At 57.4% G+C, this 19,839-nt stretch carries 14 protein-coding genes and 1 tRNA gene; 14 read left to right on the forward strand and 1 reads right to left on the reverse strand.

All coding sequences use genetic code 11. The features are described from left to right. Positions 1 to 159 precede the first annotated feature (159 nt). The 5 genes from HMPREF2765_RS02425 to HMPREF2765_RS02445 all read left to right on the forward strand — a co-directional run bounded on the left by HMPREF2765_RS02425 (position 160) and on the right by HMPREF2765_RS02445 (position 6,836). Entirely contained in the window at positions 160 to 738 is a 579-nt protein-coding gene (locus HMPREF2765_RS02425; RefSeq protein WP_070604190.1) for a TetR/AcrR family transcriptional regulator, read from the forward strand. Positions 739 to 874: 136 nt separating this feature from the next. Further along, a complete protein-coding gene (locus tag HMPREF2765_RS02430; protein WP_070604191.1) occupies positions 875 to 1,195 on the forward strand; it encodes a putative quinol monooxygenase in 321 nt (106 codons plus the stop codon). 261 nt (positions 1,196 to 1,456) lie between these two features. Next, positions 1,457 to 2,269, forward strand: a complete 813-nt coding sequence (locus HMPREF2765_RS02435; protein WP_070604192.1) for an NUDIX hydrolase — start codon at positions 1,457 to 1,459, stop codon at positions 2,267 to 2,269. Between the two features lie 496 nt (positions 2,270 to 2,765). After that, entirely contained in the window at positions 2,766 to 4,553 is a 1,788-nt protein-coding gene (locus HMPREF2765_RS02440) for an ATP-binding cassette domain-containing protein (RefSeq protein WP_070604193.1), read from the forward strand. 456 nt (positions 4,554 to 5,009) lie between these two features. Beyond that, entirely contained in the window at positions 5,010 to 6,836 is a 1,827-nt protein-coding gene (locus HMPREF2765_RS02445; protein ID WP_070604194.1) for an ATP-binding cassette domain-containing protein, read from the forward strand. A gap of 139 nt (positions 6,837 to 6,975) precedes the next feature. Here HMPREF2765_RS02445 and HMPREF2765_RS02450 read toward each other — a convergent pair whose 3' ends face one another. Then, positions 6,976 to 7,599 (reverse strand): superoxide dismutase, encoded by a 624-nt coding sequence (locus tag HMPREF2765_RS02450; protein WP_005507370.1) that lies wholly within the window; start codon positions 7,597 to 7,599, stop codon positions 6,976 to 6,978. A 1,489-nt stretch (positions 7,600 to 9,088) separates the two neighbouring features. Here HMPREF2765_RS02450 and HMPREF2765_RS02455 point away from each other — a divergent pair. The 9 genes from HMPREF2765_RS02455 (at position 9,089) to HMPREF2765_RS02495 (ending at position 19,836) form a co-directional block, all read left to right on the forward strand. Further along, positions 9,089 to 9,640, forward strand: coding sequence for a MarR family winged helix-turn-helix transcriptional regulator (locus HMPREF2765_RS02455; protein WP_080975570.1), 552 nt, complete (start codon positions 9,089 to 9,091; stop codon positions 9,638 to 9,640). A gap of 514 nt (positions 9,641 to 10,154) precedes the next feature. Then, positions 10,155 to 10,679 (forward strand): ferritin, encoded by a 525-nt coding sequence (locus HMPREF2765_RS02460; RefSeq protein WP_049341967.1) that lies wholly within the window; start codon positions 10,155 to 10,157, stop codon positions 10,677 to 10,679. 243 nt (positions 10,680 to 10,922) lie between these two features. After that, on the forward strand, positions 10,923 to 12,275 hold the full coding sequence (nhaA, locus tag HMPREF2765_RS02465; protein WP_049341966.1) for a Na+/H+ antiporter NhaA: 1,353 nt from the start codon (positions 10,923 to 10,925) through the stop codon (positions 12,273 to 12,275). 52 nt (positions 12,276 to 12,327) lie between these two features. Beyond that, the gene (gene lysX, locus HMPREF2765_RS02470) at positions 12,328 to 15,678 is read left to right on the forward strand and encodes a bifunctional lysylphosphatidylglycerol synthetase/lysine--tRNA ligase LysX (RefSeq protein WP_083303607.1); all 3,351 of its coding nucleotides are present in this window, start codon (positions 12,328 to 12,330) and stop codon (positions 15,676 to 15,678) included. A 336-nt stretch (positions 15,679 to 16,014) separates the two neighbouring features. Further along, the gene (locus tag HMPREF2765_RS02475; protein ID WP_049352860.1) at positions 16,015 to 17,577 is read left to right on the forward strand and encodes an alanine/glycine:cation symporter family protein; all 1,563 of its coding nucleotides are present in this window, start codon (positions 16,015 to 16,017) and stop codon (positions 17,575 to 17,577) included. Between the two features lie 194 nt (positions 17,578 to 17,771). Then, positions 17,772 to 18,059: a PLDc N-terminal domain-containing protein gene (locus tag HMPREF2765_RS02480; protein ID WP_044150893.1), complete on the forward strand. Its 288-nt coding sequence runs from the start codon at positions 17,772 to 17,774 to the stop codon at positions 18,057 to 18,059. A 131-nt stretch (positions 18,060 to 18,190) separates the two neighbouring features. After that, positions 18,191 to 18,277, forward strand: a tRNA-Leu gene (locus HMPREF2765_RS02485). A 228-nt stretch (positions 18,278 to 18,505) separates the two neighbouring features. Beyond that, positions 18,506 to 19,372, forward strand: coding sequence for an FhaA domain-containing protein (locus HMPREF2765_RS02490; protein WP_049352861.1), 867 nt, complete (start codon positions 18,506 to 18,508; stop codon positions 19,370 to 19,372). Next, positions 19,372 to 19,836 carry an FHA domain-containing protein FhaB/FipA gene (locus tag HMPREF2765_RS02495; RefSeq protein ID WP_049341961.1) on the forward strand — a complete coding sequence of 155 codons (465 nt, stop codon included), beginning with the start codon at positions 19,372 to 19,374 and terminating at the stop codon, positions 19,834 to 19,836. Before HMPREF2765_RS02490 ends, HMPREF2765_RS02495 begins: the two co-directional genes overlap by 1 nt. Positions 19,837 to 19,839: the final 3 nt, after the last annotated feature.

Consider the following 19,839-nt stretch of genomic DNA (forward strand, 5'->3'; position numbering starts at 1 on the left):
TATAAGGTGTCGGCTGATGCGGCGGACGCGGCGGCATCAGCTCGGCCTGTCTTTTGGGCTAGGTCTTTTAGTGAGGTTTTAGGGGTCCGGACGGGGCCATAAACGAAGATTAACTATACCAACTGGACGGTATAGTTTCAAGCGGTTAGACTGGTACACATGACCACCCCCAACCACCGAAAACAACGCGCCACCAACCCCCGCGAACACATCCTCGACACCTACGTCGACCTGCTGATTCGCTCGGGAGAACGCGCCGCAACCCTCGACGCCGTCGCCACCGCCGCCAAGGTTTCCAAGGGCGGGCTACTCTACCACTTCGCCTCCAAGAAGGCGCTACTTGAGGCGCTCGCAGAACGCACCCTCACCCTGGCTGAAGAGGACTTCGCGGCAATGGAGCAGGCACCCGAGGGGGCAAGCGCCTACTACATCAATTCCTCCACGCCAGATAACTCCCCCTTCGACCGCGCCCTCATTGCTCTCAGCCGCCTGGCACAGAGCAATAACGAGCTTGCCCAGCAGACCATGAGCCGCGTACAGGATGGCTGGCATGCGCTCGTCCTCGCCGAGCTGGGTGATGAGCAGATTGCCCGCACCGTGCTGCTTCTGGGTGACGGCATGTACTACAACGCAGCATTTGGAGGCGACTCCGCCAGCCCGCAGAGGGCAGCCGCCATCGCGGCAGACCGTGCGGCGCTGGAACGCGCCCTGCAGGTACTCAAGGCGGCGACTCGTTAAACCACAAAAGCCACTCGACACAGCGGTTAAAGCCACAAGCTAAAACCGCTGCCTCAAACCCTGTTCTTCAGCGCCAGCGAGCACCCGGGGCTTAAACTGGAAGGGTACGTATCTACTCTTCAACCAAGGAGTTCTGATGATTTTCATTGCTGTAAAGTTCCCCGTCAAGCCCGAATACGCTGACCAGTGGATCGAGAAGACCCGCGCTTTCACCGAGGCAACCCGCGCCGAGGAAGGCAATAAGTTCTTCGAGTGGTCCCGCAGTGTTGAGAACCCGAACGAGTTCGTTCTGCTCGAGGCTTTCAACGACGACGCAGCTGGCCCGCACGTGAACTCTGACCACTTCCAGCAGGCCATGAAGGACATGCGCCCCATGCTGACCGCAACCCCGAAGATTATTTCTCGCCTGATCGACGGCGACGACTGGGAAGCAATGGGCGAGCTGCAGATCGACTAATCTGCACCCCTGATATGCACCTAAAACTGCATAGTTAGATGTTGCATAAGTAGACGCTGGAGCGCCTCTCCTGTCTGTCCTATTGGACAGACAGGAGAGGCGCTTTGGTGTGTCCGGTACCTGAACTTTTCCCCTTGACACGACGCGGATGGTACCGGTTTTCGGGTCAGCGGGTGCCTTGCGTGCATTTTTACCCTATTAACCCCTTAAAATGGGTAGAGTATGCACACCTATCGATACCCATTCGCACAGGAGGCTTGAATGAGCATCGCATCCCAGCCTCTTCCCGGCGCAGTCGCCGCTGAAGAGCACAACGACGTGGACCACACCTCTGTATCTCTCGCTGTCTCAACCGTGATTCTAGCTTTGCGTCCCAAGGAAAACGAGACCCACCCGACCCTGTGGCTGCCGCTGGTTCGCCGCCTCCGCGAGCCCTATAAGGGCCAGTGGGCGCTTCCAGGCGGCCCGCTCAACCCGAACCTCTCCCTCGAAGAGGCAGCGGCTTCAACCCTGAAGCGTGCAACCAACCTGCAGCCCGGCTACCTGGAGCAGCTCTACGCATTCGGTGACGTTCTGCGCACCCCCGAGGCGCGCGCCGCCCGCGTTGTGGGCGAGCCCGACCCGGCACCCGACACTGATCACGAGCGCGTGGTTTCTGTGGTGTACTGGGCATCGATTCCCGCCACCGAGGTTGCGAACACTCGCGTGCACGAGAACATCCGCTGGTTCCCGGTGGATGAACTGCCCGAGCTGGCATTCGACCACAACGAAATCATTGAGTACGCGCTCTACCGTCTGCAGAACAAGGTCGAGTACTCGCGTATTGCGCACTCTTTCTTGGGCGAGGAGTTCACCCTGGCGCAGCTGCGTGAGGTGTACGAGGCGATTCTGGGTCGCACCCTGGATCCGGCGAACTTCCGCCGCCAGATTGCGGCATCGAAGTCGATTATTGACACCGGCCGCCGCGTGGAGGGCACCCGTCACCGCCCGCCGCGCCTGTACCGTTACAACGACGCTCAGGCGTACGCGGATGCGGGCCCGCTGGGCATGTACCGCGAGCGCCACGAGGCGTAATAGCCTTTCGCGCGTTGTACGCGCGCAGATTTAATGCCTAAAAGGAGGGGCGGCACCGTGCGGTGTCGCCCCTCTTTTTGCGTTCTCTAGGGGGTATCGGCACTTGTCAGGCGGTTTTTCGGGAGGGTGTTTGACTCAGCACCCACACAGTTTCTATGCTTGAGCCATCAGCTCTCTATCCGCGCTACCCCACCGTGGGGGGGTAGCCTAAGGGACTGAACATATCGATTGACCGAAGCCACCCAAGGCACGACCGGGGTGCCCTTCGGAATCTAGGAGGCATCAAAGAAATGACCCACCGAGCATAAGCCCGGACCTCACAGAATTTTTCGCGCGCTCACGTAGCAGCTCTACGGACACGTTTCCTACGTGTTCCAATCAGTGCGCACGCACCCGGGCACAGGTACATCCACCGTTACGCTCGGGTTTTTTCATGCCTTCACGCCTTCATGTGCGCTGGCAGGAATCCGAGCACCTACTCGAAGGAACTCGGCCCATGTCACGTCACATTACACTCGACCATATTTCGTACGCACATCCGGGTGAGCCCCCGCTTTTCACCGACCTTTCCGCGGTATTTTCTGCGCCACTCACCGGGCTTATCGGCGATAACGGCGCCGGAAAAACTACCCTCTTCAGACTTATTCTTGGCGACATAAACCCTAGTCAAGGGATAATCAGCACCCCACCGCGCATAGCGTACCTACCGCAAGATTTAGGGTTGAGTGGGCATCAGCATCTTGCTGATATTTTTGGAATTACAAAAATACTGCAGGCGCTTGATGCACTGGAATCGGGCGACTATTCCCCCTGCCTTTACGACACCATAGGCGACGCCTGGGATATTGAAGAACGTACCCTCGCAGCCCTTGCCGAACATGGTTTTGGTCCTGCCCTCACTACGACCGATACACAGGCCCGTCGCAACCTTCTGATGCGTCCTCTTAGCACCTTTTCAGGTGGTCAGACGGTCACAGCCGCACTCACCGCGCTTCTATATTCAAACCCCGAGTTCATTCTGCTGGATGAGCCCACAAATAATCTGGATTCTTCGGCGAAGAATCGGCTTTATACGGCTCTTGAAACCCTCACCTGCCCGGCACTCATCATTAGCCACGACCGCGATCTGCTGGAGCACGTGAACGTGATTGCCGAGCTTCACGCCGACCGCCAGGGGCTGGCGCATCTGCGCCTCTTCGAGGGTAACTACAGCACATACCGGCAGGCGCTGGAGACCGAGCAGCAGGCGGCTCAGCGTCGCGTGACCGAGGCGAAGAATGAGGCGCGTAAGGCTGTGCGTGAGCGCACCGAGAACCAGATTAAGCTCGATCGCAACGCCCGCCGAGGCCGCGAATTTGAACGGTCAAAGCGGAAACCTGGCATGGCTATGGGCCTGGATAAAAACAGTTCAGAGCGCTCTGCCGGGAAACTTCACACAGCCCACGAAAGCATGGTGGCGGATGCACGTGCAGCAGTTGGAGAAGCCCAAGAGAACCTGCGCGTGCAGGAGCGTATCTATCTGGAACTTGTTCAGGATGCACTCCCATTGGGGCGGAAAGTACTGGAATTACATCGGGTGAAGAACGACTCTTGCGCATCTACACTGCAGAGCGCCGACCTTAAGAATGCATACACCCAAAACACCGTTTCACGTGAAACACAACCATATAAAGTTGATTATCTGCTTCAAATCCAAGATTTTCCCGAGGTTCTTATCCTGACCGGACCCGAACACCTGCGCATCACGGGAGCAAACGGCAGTGGCAAGACTGTGCTTCTCAATGCGATAGCGCACGCAAATGACCCTGATTACCGTTCCCCAGTGCCGCCTGCATACCGAGTGCTCTACCGCCTGGACAACACCGCATACCTGCCGCAGCGCATCATCCTCGACCCGGAGCTCACCCTCCTGCAGAGCGTGCAGCGGGCTAACCCCGGGGTGAGCGAACAGCATCTTCGGGATCAGCTGGCGCGACTGCTTTTCCGTCGCGAAAGCGTACATCAGCGCATTGGGGATTTATCCGGAGGTGAGCGCTTCCGTGCCGCGGTGGCACAGGTACTTCTGGCAGATCCGGTGCCGCAGCTACTCATATTGGATGAGCCGACGAATAACCTCGACATTTCCTCGGTGGATTGGCTGGTGCAGGCGCTCGAAGCCTACACCGGCGCGCTCATCGTGGTGAGCCATGATGAGGACTTCTGCCGCCGCATCCGCATTGACCGCACACTCAACCTTTCAACAAAAACTCTCGGGAAGGAACCATTCAGGGAATCAGCACGCTGAATCTTCTCCTACATAGGAAGGTGTTTGACTCAGCGCCCAGTTAGTTCCTATGCTGGAGTCCTCAGCTCTCTTCCGACGCCGCCCCATCGTGGGGGTAGTTACGGAGCTGAACGTATCGTTTGACCGAAGCCACCCAAGGCGCGACCGGGGCGGTATTCGGAATCTAGGAGGCATCAAAGAAATGACCCACCGAGCATAAGCCCGGACCTCACAGAATTTTTCGCGCGCTCACGTAGCAGCTCTACGGACACGTTTCCTACGTGTTCCAATCAGTGCGCACGCACCCGGGCACAGGTACATCCACCGTTACGCTCGGGTTTTTTCGCGCTCTTTTTGGGGCGATCCTCTTACCGCCACGCGCTCAGCATAGGCACCCCCAAACCGCCGGCACACTACTGCAACGCACCACCGTCGGAGTTTGAGAGCACCCGAGCATCCATACCTCAAGGAGCTCGTATGACACACGTACTTCAGCCGCAGGCGACCTTTCCCCGTTCCGCTTCTTCCCGCGATGCCCGCTCGCACGCCACTTCCCACGCGGCGGCGCACATTAGTATCGCTCATCTGCACTTTGCGCACCCGAGCCAGCCTCCGCTTTTTGCGAACCTTTCGGCGGTATTTTCGGCGTCTCTAACCGGCCTTATTGGCGATAATGGTTGCGGAAAAACAACCCTCATGAGGTTGATTTTGGGTGATTTGACCCCGGATTCCGGTTCTTTGGCGGCGCCGGAACACATGGCGTATCTACCTCAAGATTTGGGCCTGGACCGGGAGCAGACCCTCGCCGAGCTCTGCGGAATCTCCGAGATTCTGCGGGCGCTACAGGCGGTGGAATCCGGCGAGTACTCCCCCGAACTCTATGAGACCATCGGGGATAACTGGGACGTTGAGGAGCGCACCCTGGCGGCTCTTGCGACCTACGGTTTCACCCCGGCGGCCCTGGTTAACCGTGACGACCCGCAGGCGGTTCGCGCACTCTTTGCCCGCAGCATGCGCAGTTTCTCCGGTGGTGAGGCGGTCATTGCCGCGCTTGCCTCGCTGATGATTTCTGACCCCGAGTTCATTCTGCTCGATGAGCCGACGAACAACCTTGATTCCGCGGCGAAGGCTCAGCTCTTCGCCGCACTGGAGGCGCTGCCCTGCCCGGCGCTCATTATCAGCCACGACCGCGACCTACTGGAGCGCGTGAACGTGATTGCCGAGCTTCACGCCGACCGCCAGGGGCTGGCTCACCTGCGCCTCTTCGAGGGTAACTACAGCACCTACCGGCAGGCGCTGGACACCGAACAGCAGGCGGCTCAGCGTCGCGTGAGCGAGGCGAAGAACCGGGTGCGTTCGGCGCATCGTGAGTGGGTGCAGGCACAGGAGATTATCTCGAAGAACATGGCGCAGGTCTGGAAGGACGACCAGCCGGACACGATTCTTGATCTAGCGAAAGATGCCTCCCGGCAGGCGGCGGCGAAGCTTCGCGGCCTGCGCGTCGGCAAGCAGGAGCAGGCTCAGGAGGAATACCAGAACGCCCAGGATGAGGTGCGCGTGCAGGAGAAAATCTATGCCGAGCTGAGCCAGCAGCCCCTACCCGCGGGGCGCAAGGTACTGGAGCTGCACAGGGTTGATTCTCGTGGGACTAACCCTCAGCAGGTTTCACGTGAAACATTTACCACTCAGCAACCCACTAAGGTTGATTCTCTGCATTTTTCACCCGTTGAGGCAGATGGCGAGAGCCGGCAGGGAACCCCTGTGGAGCACCCCGAACACCTGATTCTCAGCGGCCCCGAGCATCTGCGCATCACCGGTGCGAACGGCAGCGGCAAGACCACCCTCCTTGAGGCAATTGCCCACGCAAAAGACCCGGAGTACCGCTCCCCCGTGCAGCCCGCCTACCGGGTCGACTATTGCCTCGAGGGGGCGTACATTCCGCAGCGCATCACCCTCGACCCGCAGCTCACCCTCTTGCAGAGCGTGCAGCGTGCTAACCCCGGGGTGAGCGAGCAGCATCTGCGCGACCAGTTGGCGCGCCTGCTTTTCCGCCGCGAGAGCGTGCACCATAAGACCGGTGACCTCTCCGGCGGTGAGCGGTTCCGCGCCGCGGTGGCGCAGGTGCTTCTGGCAGATCCGGTGCCGCAACTGCTCATGCTGGATGAGCCGACGAACAACCTCGATATTTCTTCGGTGGATTGGTTGGTGCAGGCGCTCGAAGCCTATACGGGTGCGCTCATCGTGGTGAGCCATGATGAGGATTTTTGCCGCCGCATCCGCATTGACCGCACGCTGGCGCTCTAGAGTTCCGCACCCAACCCCGCGGGGCTAATAGCCGCACCATAAAACGAACGGGTGCCCGGCACCTCCGAATATGGAGGCGCCGGGCACCCGTTTCAGTTACCTCACCGCGGCCACTTCACCGCGCTGACGAAAATCTAGATTAGAGGACCAGGCCCTTGGTCTGGGACACTGCGCGCTCGAAGCGAGCCTGAACGTCAGCCCAGTTCACAATGTTCCAGAATGCCTTGACGTACTCGCCCTTGACGTTCTGGTAGTCCAGGTAGAATGCGTGCTCCCACATGTCCAGCTGCAGAACGGGGATCAGCGCAACGGAGATGTTGCCCTGCTGGTCGTAAAGCTGCTCGATGATGAGGCGCTTGCCAACGGTGTCCCATGCGAGGATTGCCCAGCCGGAGCCCTGAATGGTCAGTGCAACATTGGTGAAGTGCTCACGGAACTTGTCGAAGGAGCCGAAGAACTCGTCGATTGCCGCTGCCAGCTCGCCGGTGGGCTTGTCGCCGCCCTCGGGGGACAGGTTGTTCCAGAAGATGGAGTGGTTGGTGTGGCCACCCAGGTTGAACGCCAGGTCCTTGGAGAGCTTGGAGACGTTGCCGTATGCACCGTTCTCGCGTGCCTCTTCAAGCTGCTCGAGAGCTGCGTTAGCGCCTGCAACGTATGCTGCGTGGTGCTTGTCGTGGTGCAGCTCCATGATCTTTGCGGAGATGTGGGGCTCGAGCGCCGCGTAGTCGTAGGGGAGCTCGGGGAGGGTGTACTTTTCAGCCATGATGATGCCTTTCATTAGAAAACTTGGCTTGTATTAAAGATTACCAGCGTAGCGTTTACTTTACTTTTCATGAGTTGGGGAGCGTCACATTTATGTAAGACCTCGCTCGAGCCTGTGGATTTTAGGCGGAGACTTTTCCCCACAGCTGTGGAAAACCGTGTGTATCAACAGGCTATTTAAGGCTTACACCCCTTTCTGCCGCGAAATACCGGGGTATGCACTCATGTGAATAACAGTACTGTAAGTTCTCCACACTGTGGATAACTGCTGTGGATAACATCCTATTTTGGGGATGCGCGGGGGATAAACTGCAGAATTTTCGCCCTCATCCGGGGCGTTTTTCCTTCTACTAGCCAAAATATTGAGTGCCAACAGAGCCGCCGAGCGATCTTACGCGCCTCCTTACGCCGGAGGCGGTGGATTAAGTGCACAGGGTTATCCACAGCTGTGGAAATTTTCGGGTTCCGCGGATTTAAAGATAAAAAGGTCTTCTGTTTAAGAACTTACCCTCGGTTTTAATGGTCGTGAAAGCCTGTAATTACAAGAATTTTTCTGTAGCACTCTTAAATTAAACCTGGGGAGGACCTCGATTCTGCTCTGCCAAATCACATGCGTGTAAGTTCTCCACACTGTGGATAACCCCTGTGGATAACACTCCTGGCACGATACGGCACGACAATACCGCAGGTACGCAGTGTAGCCAGGCGGCGTAGCCACACTTGTATAGCTACATAACAGCACAGGTGTTTGCGCCTCCTCGTATGCTCCTCCCCCGGCTCGTACAGCGCTCTTGCTGATGCCGATATGAGGGTAAAGAAAAAGAGCACCCGACCATTGGATGCTCTTAGAGTGAGTTGATAGAAATTTGAGTTAAAAAGATACGGTACGGAATGCAGCCCAACCACGAACTGCACCCGCACCGCACATCCGTCGGTAGAAATACGAGTTACTCGTACACCGACGACAATCACCGATAAATAGAGAGTCGAACCTATCGAAGCGAGCTTCCGGTCTCGCCTCGGAGGCTTCCTTCGACCCCGTTATGTAATTAGTGTACACGGTTTCATTACGGTTGCAAAGCCAAAACCGAGATTTTTTTAAAATTTTTGTTACCGTTTCGTTATTTTTCGACCTCGGAACACTCTTTGCCGGCCCGAGAATTTTCTTCCACCACCCAAAAAACCCTGATATTCCGCGGAAGTTGGCATTATGCACGGAGGTGCTTCTTGGTATGGTCTCGTCTATACTTGTACCAGAAATCTTTTTAAATATGTCGCATATCACTTGCTTACCCTGGGTATTTGCAGTCACCGCGTGCAAAAAGATACCCCTAGCACCCCTCAAAAAATTAGCACCAAAGTGTCAACCATTACTTGACCGTACCAATTTTGAGTCACCTAGTCAGACCTTTCGCTACAATGGGTGCCAACACGCCACTTCTCTCTTTATTTAAGAGAGCTCCATATCCGATAAAAGAGGAACCAATCTCGTGTCCATACCAACCACGTCTGCGCAGCAGCCGGAGAATGCCTCGCACAGCGAATCCACCCAGTGGCTCTCCCCGCAAGAGAGAGAAGGCTGGCTCTTTATCAGCTCCATCATCTTCAGCCTCACCCGCAAGCTAGAGAATCAGCTACAGACCGAGGCTGGCATTAGCTTTGTTGAATACATGGTGCTCGCAATGCTCTCCGAGTCCAAGGATCATTCCCTGACCATGACCGAGCTGGCAATCACTACGAACACTCTTCCCGCACGCCTCTCACGAGTCGTAGCGCGTTTGGAGAAGGATGGATACGTCCGCCGTTCCCTCAGTGCTGAAGACCGCCGTGTGAGCATCTGCCACCTGCTCCCCGCAGGCGAGCAGAAGATCCAGGAAGTCGCACCCAGCCATGTTGGCGAAGTACGCCGCCAAATTTTCGATCACCTCACCCCCGAGCAGGTTGAGCAGCTTGCCGAGATCGGTAAGGCTGTTCTGGGTGATACTCCTTCAAACGTCATCTCGATTGATGCACTGCAGCGTGGGGAATACCCCGCACACTAACCTCCTCCACCCCACAGAGGGATGAGAGTTGAGAGAACCAGAGATAAGGCACATTCCCACCGGGAACGTGCCTTATCTCTTTAAAGGCGCGCGCAGAACAACCTTTACGGAGGTGGTTGGGGGCGCATCGGGGTTCTGACCACATCAATTTCGCCGCATTTTCGAGAGATTTTTAAGATTTTTTTGCGCCCTCTAGCCCCGTGCGCAGGCACCCAACATGGTGTCTCTATGTTTACCTTGAGCTGTAGGGGTTGTGGTTTTTAAACCCGCTGTCTATCCCTGTTAAACCGCGAAATCTCAAGGAAACACACCCAATACCACACAATCCAAAGAAAATATTCAGGCTATCCACACTAAGGGTTGTGGTGACAATATGTCAGGGGTACCTTATCTGATTCACCGATTAGCCTTTTCTCTCTGTACATGGCGCACCCCACCCCTTACGATAAATATCAACAGGTTGCACCGCGCCATCCCGGCACCCAAAAGCAACCACCAGATAAGGAGAAACCATATGTCTAAGTCTTTCTACGACCTTCTGAACGAGCAGATCGGCCACGAGTTCGCTGCATCCCACCAGTACCTGTCCATGGCTATCTGGCTCGACGGTGAGGACCTTCCCCAGCTGGCTAAGTTCTTCTACCAGCAGTCCCTCGAAGAGCGCGAGCACGCACTCATGATGGTTCAGTACAAGCTGGACCGCGGCCACAAGGTCGAGATCCCCGCTGTTCCCGCTGTCAAGAACGACTTCGAGAACGTTCAGGAAATCGTTGACATGTCCCTGGCACAGGAGAAGGCTGTCACCGGTCAGATCGAGGCCCTGTTCTCCGCAGCACGCGCTGAGAACTACGCACTGGGCGAGCAGTTCATCCTCTGGTTCCTGAAGGAACAGGTTGAGGAAGTTGCAACCATGGAGACCCTGGTGACCATCGTGAAGCGCGCAAACGGCAACCTCTTCGACCTGGAGAACTACGTTGCACGCGAGCTGGCACACGACCACGGCCAGGAGTCCGGCGCACCCGCAATCGCTGGTTCCTAATCTTGCGTTCAGGCGGCTAGACACCTAGTCGACCACGCAGAATATCTGCAAAATATTAAACGTTCCGCCCTCCCCACACGCCGTGGGGAGGGCGGAACGTTTATGTATATACGCCATGAAAGCACACCGCGGTGCACCGCCCATGAGCTAAAAGCCGCCAGAAGCTACTCGAATACTCATACAGTGCAGAGTAAACTTAAAAGCCTTAGATGCCGCATAATATCGCGGCAGAAAGAGGAGAGAATGACTCACACCAATCCAGATACCCTCAGCCGCGGCTCATATAGCAACTCACGCCGCGTAGCCGACATTCTGCGTGCAGAATCAGTCGGCGGTACCGTACTTCTGATTGCGACGGTGCTGGCAGTAGTACTCGCCAACACCCCCGCATCCACCTTCTATTTTGGTCTGCGAGACACCGTTGTTGGCCCGGTCATCCCCGGCTTCAACCACCTGCAGATGAGCATCGGAACCTGGGCAGCAGACGGTCTGCTCGTCGTTTTCTTCTTCCTCACCGGCCTGGAGCTGAAGAAGGAATTCGTGATTGGTGACCTCAAGTCGCCCTCCACCGCTATTGTGCCGATTGCGGCCGCCTTCGGTGGCGTGGCAGTGCCCGCGATTATCTACACGGCGCTGAACTTCACCAGCCCCACCGCTCTGCACGGCTGGGCAATCCCCACCGCAACCGATATTGCGTTTGCGGTGTCTGTTCTCGCTGCCGTGGGTACTTTCCTCCCCTCGGCGATGCGTGTCTTCCTGCTGACTCTGGCTGTGGTCGATGACCTGATTGCAATCTGCATTATCGCGATCTTCTACACCAATAACTTCCACGGCGAGTACCTGCTCTTCGCGCTCATTCCCCTCGCTCTTTTCGCGTTCATTGCCTACCGCGGTGAGACCATGCTGCACCTGAAGCCGCTGGCTGCCTGGCTGCTGCTTCTGCCCCTGGGTATTATCACCTGGGCACTCTTCCTCGAGTCCGGTATTCACGCGACCATTTCTGGTGTGGTTCTCGGCTTCCTGGTGCCCGTGAAGATGTCCGCTCGCTCTGAGGCGGCGCAGGCTGAACACGGTCTTGCAGAGGTGCTGGAGCACCGATTCCGTCCCCTCTCTACCGGCATCTGCGTGCCGATTTTCGCATTCTTCAGCGCGGGTGTGGCTGTGGGCGGTTTTGAAGGCCTCGGACGCGCCCTCACCGACTCGGTGGCGGTCGGCATTATGGTCGCACTGGTTGCCGGTAAAACCATCGGTATTTTCGGCACCACCTGGCTCGTGACTCGCTTCAAGAACGCTAACCTCGATCCGGACATCGCATGGATTGACGTGATCGGTCTGGCTGCAACCGGCGGTATCGGCTTCACCGTGTCCCTGCTGGTCGCTGAGCTGTCCTTCCCGCACGGCTCTCCGCACACCGAAGACGCAAAGATTGCGATTCTCGTTGGCTCTGTTCTGGCTGCCATTGTGGGCGCGGCTATCCTGTCTCGCCGTAACAAGCACTACCGTGCCCTGGCTGAGAAGGAAAGCGTGGACGCTGACGACAACGGCATCCCCGACGTCTTCGAGGGCACCTACCGTGACCCGAAGGCTGAAGCCTAGCCAGAACCTCTAAGGTCTACTACCTTCTCTACACCCCGATTCCTCGCTGATAATGATGTCTCACCGCACTACCTCACGTCGCCGTACAGCACGAGCAAGACAGGCGCCTGCGCCTCCCTCAAGGTATGCAGAGATATCAGCACGCGTGGTGATCGGGGTGTATTCTTTTGCCGCGCTACTGACCACGTTCGCGTGGATTATCTCTCCTCTGCGGCACGGTCGCGGCTTCACTTGGTGGGAAGTCACCGCTGACCTGCTGAATATTCCCTCCACGCACACGCTACCCAGCGCCATTACGATGATTGTGCTTGTGTCCGGGCTGATTGTGCGCAAGCGTGCCGCTCTCATTGCCGCCATCGTTTTTCAGGTGCTTGGCGCGCTGATTGCGACCCATAGCGCCTTCACGCTGGTGTTCCCCGCGGGGATTATGCCGAAGGACCGTATTTTCTCCTCGACGGTCGATACGCTCTCCATCGTGTTTGCGTGTGCGCTGGTGCCTTTCCTTTTCTCGATTCGTTCGGCGTTCCCGGCACGCATTGGTCGCCTCTCGTGGGCGGGTGCGGCGGCTACGGCTGTTGGCGGCATCCTGCTGACTACTCTGGTGCTCTGGTACCTCTGCCACATCGGCGTGTGGGAGCCGTTGCGTTCGGTGACCCCGTGGGAGTTGCTGATGCACGGCATGGGTATTGAGCGTACCCATCCTGGCGTGTGGTCTGCTGATGTGGTGGCTTTCTTGGCGTCTTTTGGTTACGGTGCCTCGCTGGTTGCGGCGCTGTATCTGTTGGCTCGCGGTTATCGTGCCCCGGACGCCTGGACCGGTGAGAAGGAGCTGAAGATTCGCGCTCTGCTGCAGCAGTATGGCGCCAATGATTCACTCTCCTATTTTTCGACGCGCCGCGATAAGCAGGTGATTTTCTCTCCGGATCAGAGGGCGGCGATTACGTACCGTTCGGTGGGTTCGGTGTGCTTGGCGTCGAGTGACCCGGTGGGTGACCCCGATTCGTGGGATGCCGCGATCGAGCAGTGGATGCTACAGGCACGTAGTTACGGTTGGGTTCCTGCGGCGCTGAGCGTGAGTGAGGCGGGTGCGCGCGCCTATAACCGGGCGGGTCTGTCGATTATTCAGATGGGTGAGGAGGCGGTCCTTGAGGCGGATCGTTTCACGCTCAATGACACGTCGATGTTGCCGGTGCGTCAGGCGGTTCAGCGTGTGCGCCGCGGCGGGTATACAGTGCAGATCCGCCGTTTTTCAGAGTTGAACGAGCAGCAGCGTCAGCAGGTTGCGGAGAATATTTCTGCGTGGCGTCATGGGCGTGTGGAGCGCGGTTTTTCGATGGCTCTGAATCGTGTGAATGATCCGGCGGATTCTTCCTCTCTGCTGGTTTCTACGCATGATGAGGCTGGTCAGATGGTGGCCCTACTGTCCTTCGTCCCCTGGGGTCCTATCGGCCTATCGCTGGACGTTATGCGCCGCTCCCCTGATGCACCTAATGGTGTGGTGGAGTTTATGGTGGCCTCGCTCATGGAGCAGGCGGCGGCGCTGGGTGTACGTCGGGTGTCGCTGAATTTTGCGATGTTTGGCCATATTTTTGAGGCTGCGGATCAGGTGGGTGCGTCGGCGTGGAACCGTTTCGCATCCCGTTCTTTGGGTGTGCTGGATCGTTTTCTGCAGTTGCGCCGCCTGTATCGTTTCAATCTGAAGTTTGCCCCGCTGTGGGTTCCTCGTTATGTGGCGACGGAGCCGACGTTGGCGATGGTGAATGTTGTGTTTGCTGCGGGCATGGCGGAGGGTTTCTTGCCAAATCTGTCGGCGCGCCGTTTGCAGGATCAGGAGCAGCATCTTTCTGCAGGTGAGTTGGAGGCTCTTCACCAGATGCAGCTCGCTACTGTGGAAGAGCTTCCTGAGGTGTCGCGTAGCGATCAGACTCAGCATCGTCTGCGCCATCTGGAAGCACTGCGTGCGGCGGGTATGGAGCCGTATTCGCTGGGCGGTGAAAAGGCTGGTACTGCTGCCTCTGTGCTGGGTGTCAAGGATGCTCTGCGTATATTCTCTTCTGAAAATATTCCAGATTCGGAATTCATGGTTTCGGGGCGTGTTCGCGCGCTTCGCAACCACGGTGGAGTTCTCTTTGTGACTCTTATTGAAGGTGACAAAACCCTGCAGGTCATCATGGAACGCAGCCTGGTGGGCGAGCGCCCGCTGAGCCTTGCCTCCCGCAACCTGGACACCGGTGACATCATCACCGTGCAGGGCACCTACGGGGTGAGCCGCACCGGCACTCTATCGCTGATTGCTTCCTCCTGGAGCATGGCGTCGAAGAGCCTTCACCCCATCCCCTTCGACTCTTTTACTGATCCGGAGGCGCGCCTGCGTCGCCGTTCCACGGACCTATTGGTGCATCCGGATCAGATGCAGAATCTGCGTCTGCGCACCGCGGTCATTAAGGCGTTGCGTGCCCGCCTAGATGCGGAGGGTTTCCTTGAGGTGGAGACCCCGATTCTGCATACGGTGCACGGTGGCGCGAGCGCGCGTCCGTTCCGCACGTATATCAACGCCTATGGTGAGGATTTGACGTTGCGTATTGCGCCGGAGCTGTATTTGAAGCGTCTGGTGGTCGGCGGCAGCGGTCCGGTGTATGAGCTGGGTCGTGATTTCCGTAATGAGGGTGCTGATGCGACCCATAACCCGGAGTTTACGGTGCTTGAGGCGTACCGTCCGTATGCGGATTATGTGCAGATGCGGCAGTTGACGGAGCGTCTGATTAAGGATGCTGCCCAGGCGGTGTTTGGTTCGGTGTCTTTGCCGCTGGGGCATAAGGCTTCGAGTGAGCGCACGGTGTCTGATGTGTCGGGTCCGTGGCGTGTGGTGTCGGTGTGTGATGCCCTGTCGGAGGCGCTGGGTCGCCGTGTGGATGTGCAGACGGATTTTGAGGAGCTGCTGGCTTTGGCGCAGCAGCACGGTGTGCGTGTTCATGAGGGTATGGGTCCGGGTGCCATCGTTGAGGAGCTGTATGGTGAGCTGGTTGAGGCACATACGGTGGAGCCGACGTTCTATACGGATTTCCCTGCCGAGACGAGTCCGCTTGCGGCGCCGCATCGTAGTGTTCCGGGTTTGGCGGAGCGTTGGGATTTGGTGATTAACGGCATGGAGATGGGCTGTGCTTATTCTGAGTTGGCTGATCCGCTGGTGCAGCGTGAGCGCCTGACGGAGCAGTCGTTGAAGGCGGCTTCGGGTGACCTGGAGGCGATGGAGGTGGATGAGGATTTCCTTTACGCCTTGGAGACGGGTATGCCGCCGACGGGTGGTTTGGGTCTGGGTGTGGACCGTTTGGTGATGCTGTTGGCTCAGACGCAGATTCGTGGGGTGTTGTCGTTCCCGTTTGTGAAGCCTGAGCGTTCATAGCCCGGCCGACACCCCCGTTTATTCGCTAAGCCCGGTGCGAGGTTTTGTACCTTGTGCCGGGCTTTTTGTGCCCGCCCCACTAGTATTGGTGGAACCCTCACGGAGCCTATATTTACTCTGTCCGTATATTAAGTATTCGTTACATTTTGCGTTTGACCCCTTTTTAAGTTGCTCCGTGAGGGTTGCGCGTCCCACAATGGGGTGACTAATCATGCGGAGCGTATATTGGCTCCGCTGCGCGGCGTGAGTCCGCACCACCCAGCAATGTAGCCCACACGTTATCCGTCTTCCGGGTTTGAGCGTGCGGGCTTTTTGCTTTCAAGATTGGAGTGCCGAGTGGATTTTCTTCTGAATATCATCGGGGACATTAATACGCATACTGCGGGGCTGACTTCCACCGTGGATGCCGTGCAGAACTGGATGTGGAGTAATTTCCTCTACTACGCTCTGATTGCTGCTGGTCTGTACATTACGATTCGTACCCGCGGCGTACAGTGGCGCTCCATTAAGGAAATGGTTCGTGTCCTGGGTGACCCGGTTGCTCGTGAGGCTGACGGTAAGAAGAGTATTTCTTCGTTCCGTGCGTTTACTGTTTCGGCTGCTTCTCGTGTGGGTACCGGTACTGTTGCGGGTGTTGCTTTGGCTATTGCTATGGGCGGCCCGGGTGCTGTGTTCTGGATGTGGGTTATTGCTGCTGTTGGTGCAGCTTCTGCTTTCGCGGAGTCCCTTCTGGGTCAGCTGTATAAGGAGCGCGGTAAGGATTCCTATATTGGTGGTCCGGCGTACTACATGAAGCGCGGTCTGAATGCTCGTTGGATGGGTTATATCTTCGTGGCGTTCATTGTGATCACTTACGCGTTTGTGTTTGTGGCGGTTCAGACGAATGCTGTGGTGGATGCTGCGGCGAACTCGTTCAATATTGACGTTTCGGGTACTAACTCGATGGGCTTCCGCATCACTATTGGTCTGATTATGGTGGCGCTGACTGCGGCTATTATTTTCGGTGGTATTCGCGCGATTTCTTCGGTGACTGAGTGGCTGGTGCCGATTATGGCGGTGCTGTATCTGCTGCTGGGTCTGCTGGTTGTTCTGCTGAACATCACTGAGGTCCCGAACATGCTGCTGATGATTTTCCAAGGTGCTTTCGGCATTAAGGAGTTCGTGACCGGCGGTACCATGGGCGCCGTGATTTGGGGTATGAAGCGTGGCCTGCTGACTAACGAGGCGGGTATGGGTACTGCTCCGAACGCTGGCGCGACCGCTACTATTTCTCACCCGGCTAAGCAGGGTTACGTGCAGACTCTGGGTGTTTACTTTGACACCATGATGGCGTGTACTGTGACTGCGTTTATTGTTCTGCTGTCGAACCCGACCTATGGTGATCGTTCTCGTGGTGCGTCGCTGACTCAGTCGGCGCTGGCTATGCAGCTGGGCGATTGGGCGGTTCACTTCTTGACCATCGCTATTTTCATGTTTGCGTTCTCGACCGTGATTGGTAACTACTACTACGGCGAGTCGAACATGCGTTTCGTGACTGAGCGTAAGCTGCCGATGACTATTTTCCGGGTGCTGGTTCTGGCGTTCGTGTTCTTCGGCGCGATTTCTTCGCTGGATCTGGTGTGGACTACCGCGGATATGCTGAATGCCGGCATGGTGATTGTGAACTTGACGGCTGTGCTGCTGCTGACCCCGAAGGTGGTTGCGGTCTTGAAGAATTACGAGGCTCAGCGTAAGGCTGGTTTGGAGCCGATTTTCAAGGCTTCGGATATGCCGGAGATTAAGAATCTGGCGGCGTGGGATGGCACCGATGCGGTGACTACCCGTGAGTTCTGGGCTGAGTATGATGCGAAGGTTGCTGAGCGTCGTGCCGCTAAGAAGGCTAAGAAGGCTAGCCGCTAGTTTGTGAGCTACACGCAGGTTTCTGCGTAAGGCTTTGCGGAGGGTCCGTCCTGCTGTGTGCGGGGCGGACCCTTTTACACGCCCGAGGGGCGTGCGGATGGCGTGCCTGCCAGCGCACGTTCTGGGCGCATCCTGATGCATATCCCGGGGCATATTCGGGGTCTGTATCCTTAGGAAGGATATTAGGAGGGTTTATGGATTGGCATGCCGTACTGGAGCTGGTGGTCACGGTTGTTTTTCTGGCGGGTATTGCGTTGGCGCTGCTGTGCCTGGTGACGATTCATCGGAACCCGCATTTTTCGGAGGTACAGAAGTTGAAGTGGCTTCTGCTGGTGCTGTGTCTGCCGTATGTGGGTCCGGTGACGTGGTTGTTGCGTGCGCGTCTGGAACGCATTGATCGGGAGCGTACTGAGCAGGAACGCGGAGCGCAGGCTTCTGCGGCTGCTTCCGATACTGCAACTTCCGAGGAGGGTGGCTGGTAACGGCTCGGAGGCTCCCTCTGAACCCTCCACCACCCTAAAGTAACGAAGGTCACACTCTCTCAATTGGACAGTACCGTATGCAGTCCGTATAGTTTTATGTGTTGCCTGCGGTGATACACCGTAAGACACATGCGCGAGTGGCGGAATAGGCAGACGCGCACGGTTCAGGTCCGTGTGCCCGTGAGGGCGTGGGGGTTCAACTCCCCCCTCGCGCACCAACGATCCCCGGTTCGAAAGAACCGGGGATTTTTTCATATCCATAACCATTTCCCCGCTAAATGACGGGGTTCCAGAGCGATGACGAGTGCATCACCTAAAATAGAATCGGGTGTGTTCATTCACAGGACACACAGCTAACGCACAGACACGCTCGTTAAACTGAGCCTTTCGGATAAAGACCGTTTACGCGGTCTGTTGCTCGGAATGGTCGTTGAGAAGGAGGCGGCATGAAGTTTTTCGACAAGCTGGGCAAGCTGGAGCAAGGCATCGGTCGCACTGTCGGCCTTTCCAAGGGCTTCGGCACCTTTGCGAAGGCGGATGTCGCTAACCGCGTCCGCATCATGATGGATGACGAGTCCTACGTGGACGGCAGCGGTCGCACCATGGCTCCTAATGTCTACACTCTGCGTTTCGCGCCGGTCGATTTCCCGCGCGTGCGCGAGTGGGGCAACCCGTTCGCTGTTGAGCTGTGCGATTTGGCGATTTCGCACGCCCGCGCGCAGGGTTACACCCTCATTGGCGCGGTTCGCGTGACCTTCAATGTTCTTGATTCTCTCTCTGAGGGCGAGTTTGAGGTTGTTGCGACTTTCGAGCCGTTCTCTGTGCCGGAGGCTCCGGCGTCCCCGTCTTTGCGTGGTGCTACTAACTATGCGCCGGTGCGTCCGCCGCGTGAGTCTTCTTTGCCGACCCGCATTACGAAGCCGGCTGCTCAGCCGGCGCAGCCCGCACCGAGCCCTGCGCCTCAGCAGGTTCCTGCGGCGCGCCCGAGCATGCCTGTAGCACCCCCGGCAACGGCAGCTCCCCGTTTCTTCTTGGAGATTGAGGGTCGCATGCACCCGGTGAACCACCTGCCGTTTGTGCTGGGCCGCGGTTCTGATGCTGATTTTCGTCTGGACGATAAGGGTGTTTCTCGCCGTCACCTGCAGCTTTCGATGCAGGGTGGTGCGGTGGTCGCCACCGATATGGGTTCTACCAACGGCACGTTGATTAATGGTGCGCCTCTGCGTGCGCCGGTGGTGCTGGCGAACGGTTCGCTGCTTCGCATGGGTAATACCCGCATCATCTTCCATAGTTCGACCGGAGGTGTCCGTTAATGGCGTCCGAACTGACTGTTACTATCCTTCGTTACGCTTTTCTGGCGCTCATCTGGTTCTTTGTTTTCCTGGTGGTTTCGGCTGCTCGCCGTGACCTTGGTTTGGGTAAGAACTATCGTGCGGCGCCGGTTGATGCAGTTCCGGAGGCTACCCATATTGTGCCTCCGCCGACTCGCCCTTCGCAGCTTGTGATTACTGCCGGTGCGCAGGCTGGCGCCATGATGCAGCTGGGCGACCAGCCGATTACTATTGGCCGCGCTAATGACATTGAGGTGTCTCTGCAGGATGATTACGCCTCGGGTCGCCATGCGCGCCTGTTCCCTCAGGGTTCCCGTTGGTTCCTGGAGGATTTGAATTCTACTAATGGTACGTTCGTCAATGGCGAGCGTCTGACTCGTGCGACCCCGATTGAGCCCGGTGATGATTTCCGCGTTGGCGGTACCACCATGCAGTTGAGGGGCTAGTGT

Origin of the sequence: Rothia sp. HMSC062H08, from assembly GCF_001810775.1 — a bacterium.
Lineage (GTDB): Bacteria > Actinomycetota > Actinomycetes > Actinomycetales > Micrococcaceae > Rothia.

Bases quoted from the DNA above. Each gene is read 5' to 3' on its own strand.
- lysX (WP_083303607.1), top strand. From the start codon at position 12,328: ATGATGTCTCACCGCACTACCTCACGTCGCCGTACAGCACGAGCAAGA.
- HMPREF2765_RS02450 (WP_005507370.1), bottom strand. From the start codon at position 7,599: ATGGCTGAAAAGTACACCCTCCCCGAGCTCCCCTACGACTACGCGGCG.
- HMPREF2765_RS02440 (WP_070604193.1), top strand. From the start codon at position 2,766: ATGTCACGTCACATTACACTCGACCATATTTCGTACGCACATCCGGGT.
- HMPREF2765_RS02490 (WP_049352861.1), top strand. From the start codon at position 18,506: ATGAAGTTTTTCGACAAGCTGGGCAAGCTGGAGCAAGGCATCGGTCGC.
- HMPREF2765_RS02430 (WP_070604191.1), top strand. From the start codon at position 875: ATGATTTTCATTGCTGTAAAGTTCCCCGTCAAGCCCGAATACGCTGAC.
- HMPREF2765_RS02435 (WP_070604192.1), top strand. From the start codon at position 1,457: ATGAGCATCGCATCCCAGCCTCTTCCCGGCGCAGTCGCCGCTGAAGAG.
- nhaA (WP_049341966.1), top strand. From the start codon at position 10,923: ATGACTCACACCAATCCAGATACCCTCAGCCGCGGCTCATATAGCAAC.
- HMPREF2765_RS02495 (WP_049341961.1), top strand. From the start codon at position 19,372: ATGGCGTCCGAACTGACTGTTACTATCCTTCGTTACGCTTTTCTGGCG.
- HMPREF2765_RS02480 (WP_044150893.1), top strand. From the start codon at position 17,772: ATGGATTGGCATGCCGTACTGGAGCTGGTGGTCACGGTTGTTTTTCTG.
- HMPREF2765_RS02460 (WP_049341967.1), top strand. From the start codon at position 10,155: ATGTCTAAGTCTTTCTACGACCTTCTGAACGAGCAGATCGGCCACGAG.
- HMPREF2765_RS02425 (WP_070604190.1), top strand. From the start codon at position 160: ATGACCACCCCCAACCACCGAAAACAACGCGCCACCAACCCCCGCGAA.
- HMPREF2765_RS02445 (WP_070604194.1), top strand. From the start codon at position 5,010: ATGACACACGTACTTCAGCCGCAGGCGACCTTTCCCCGTTCCGCTTCT.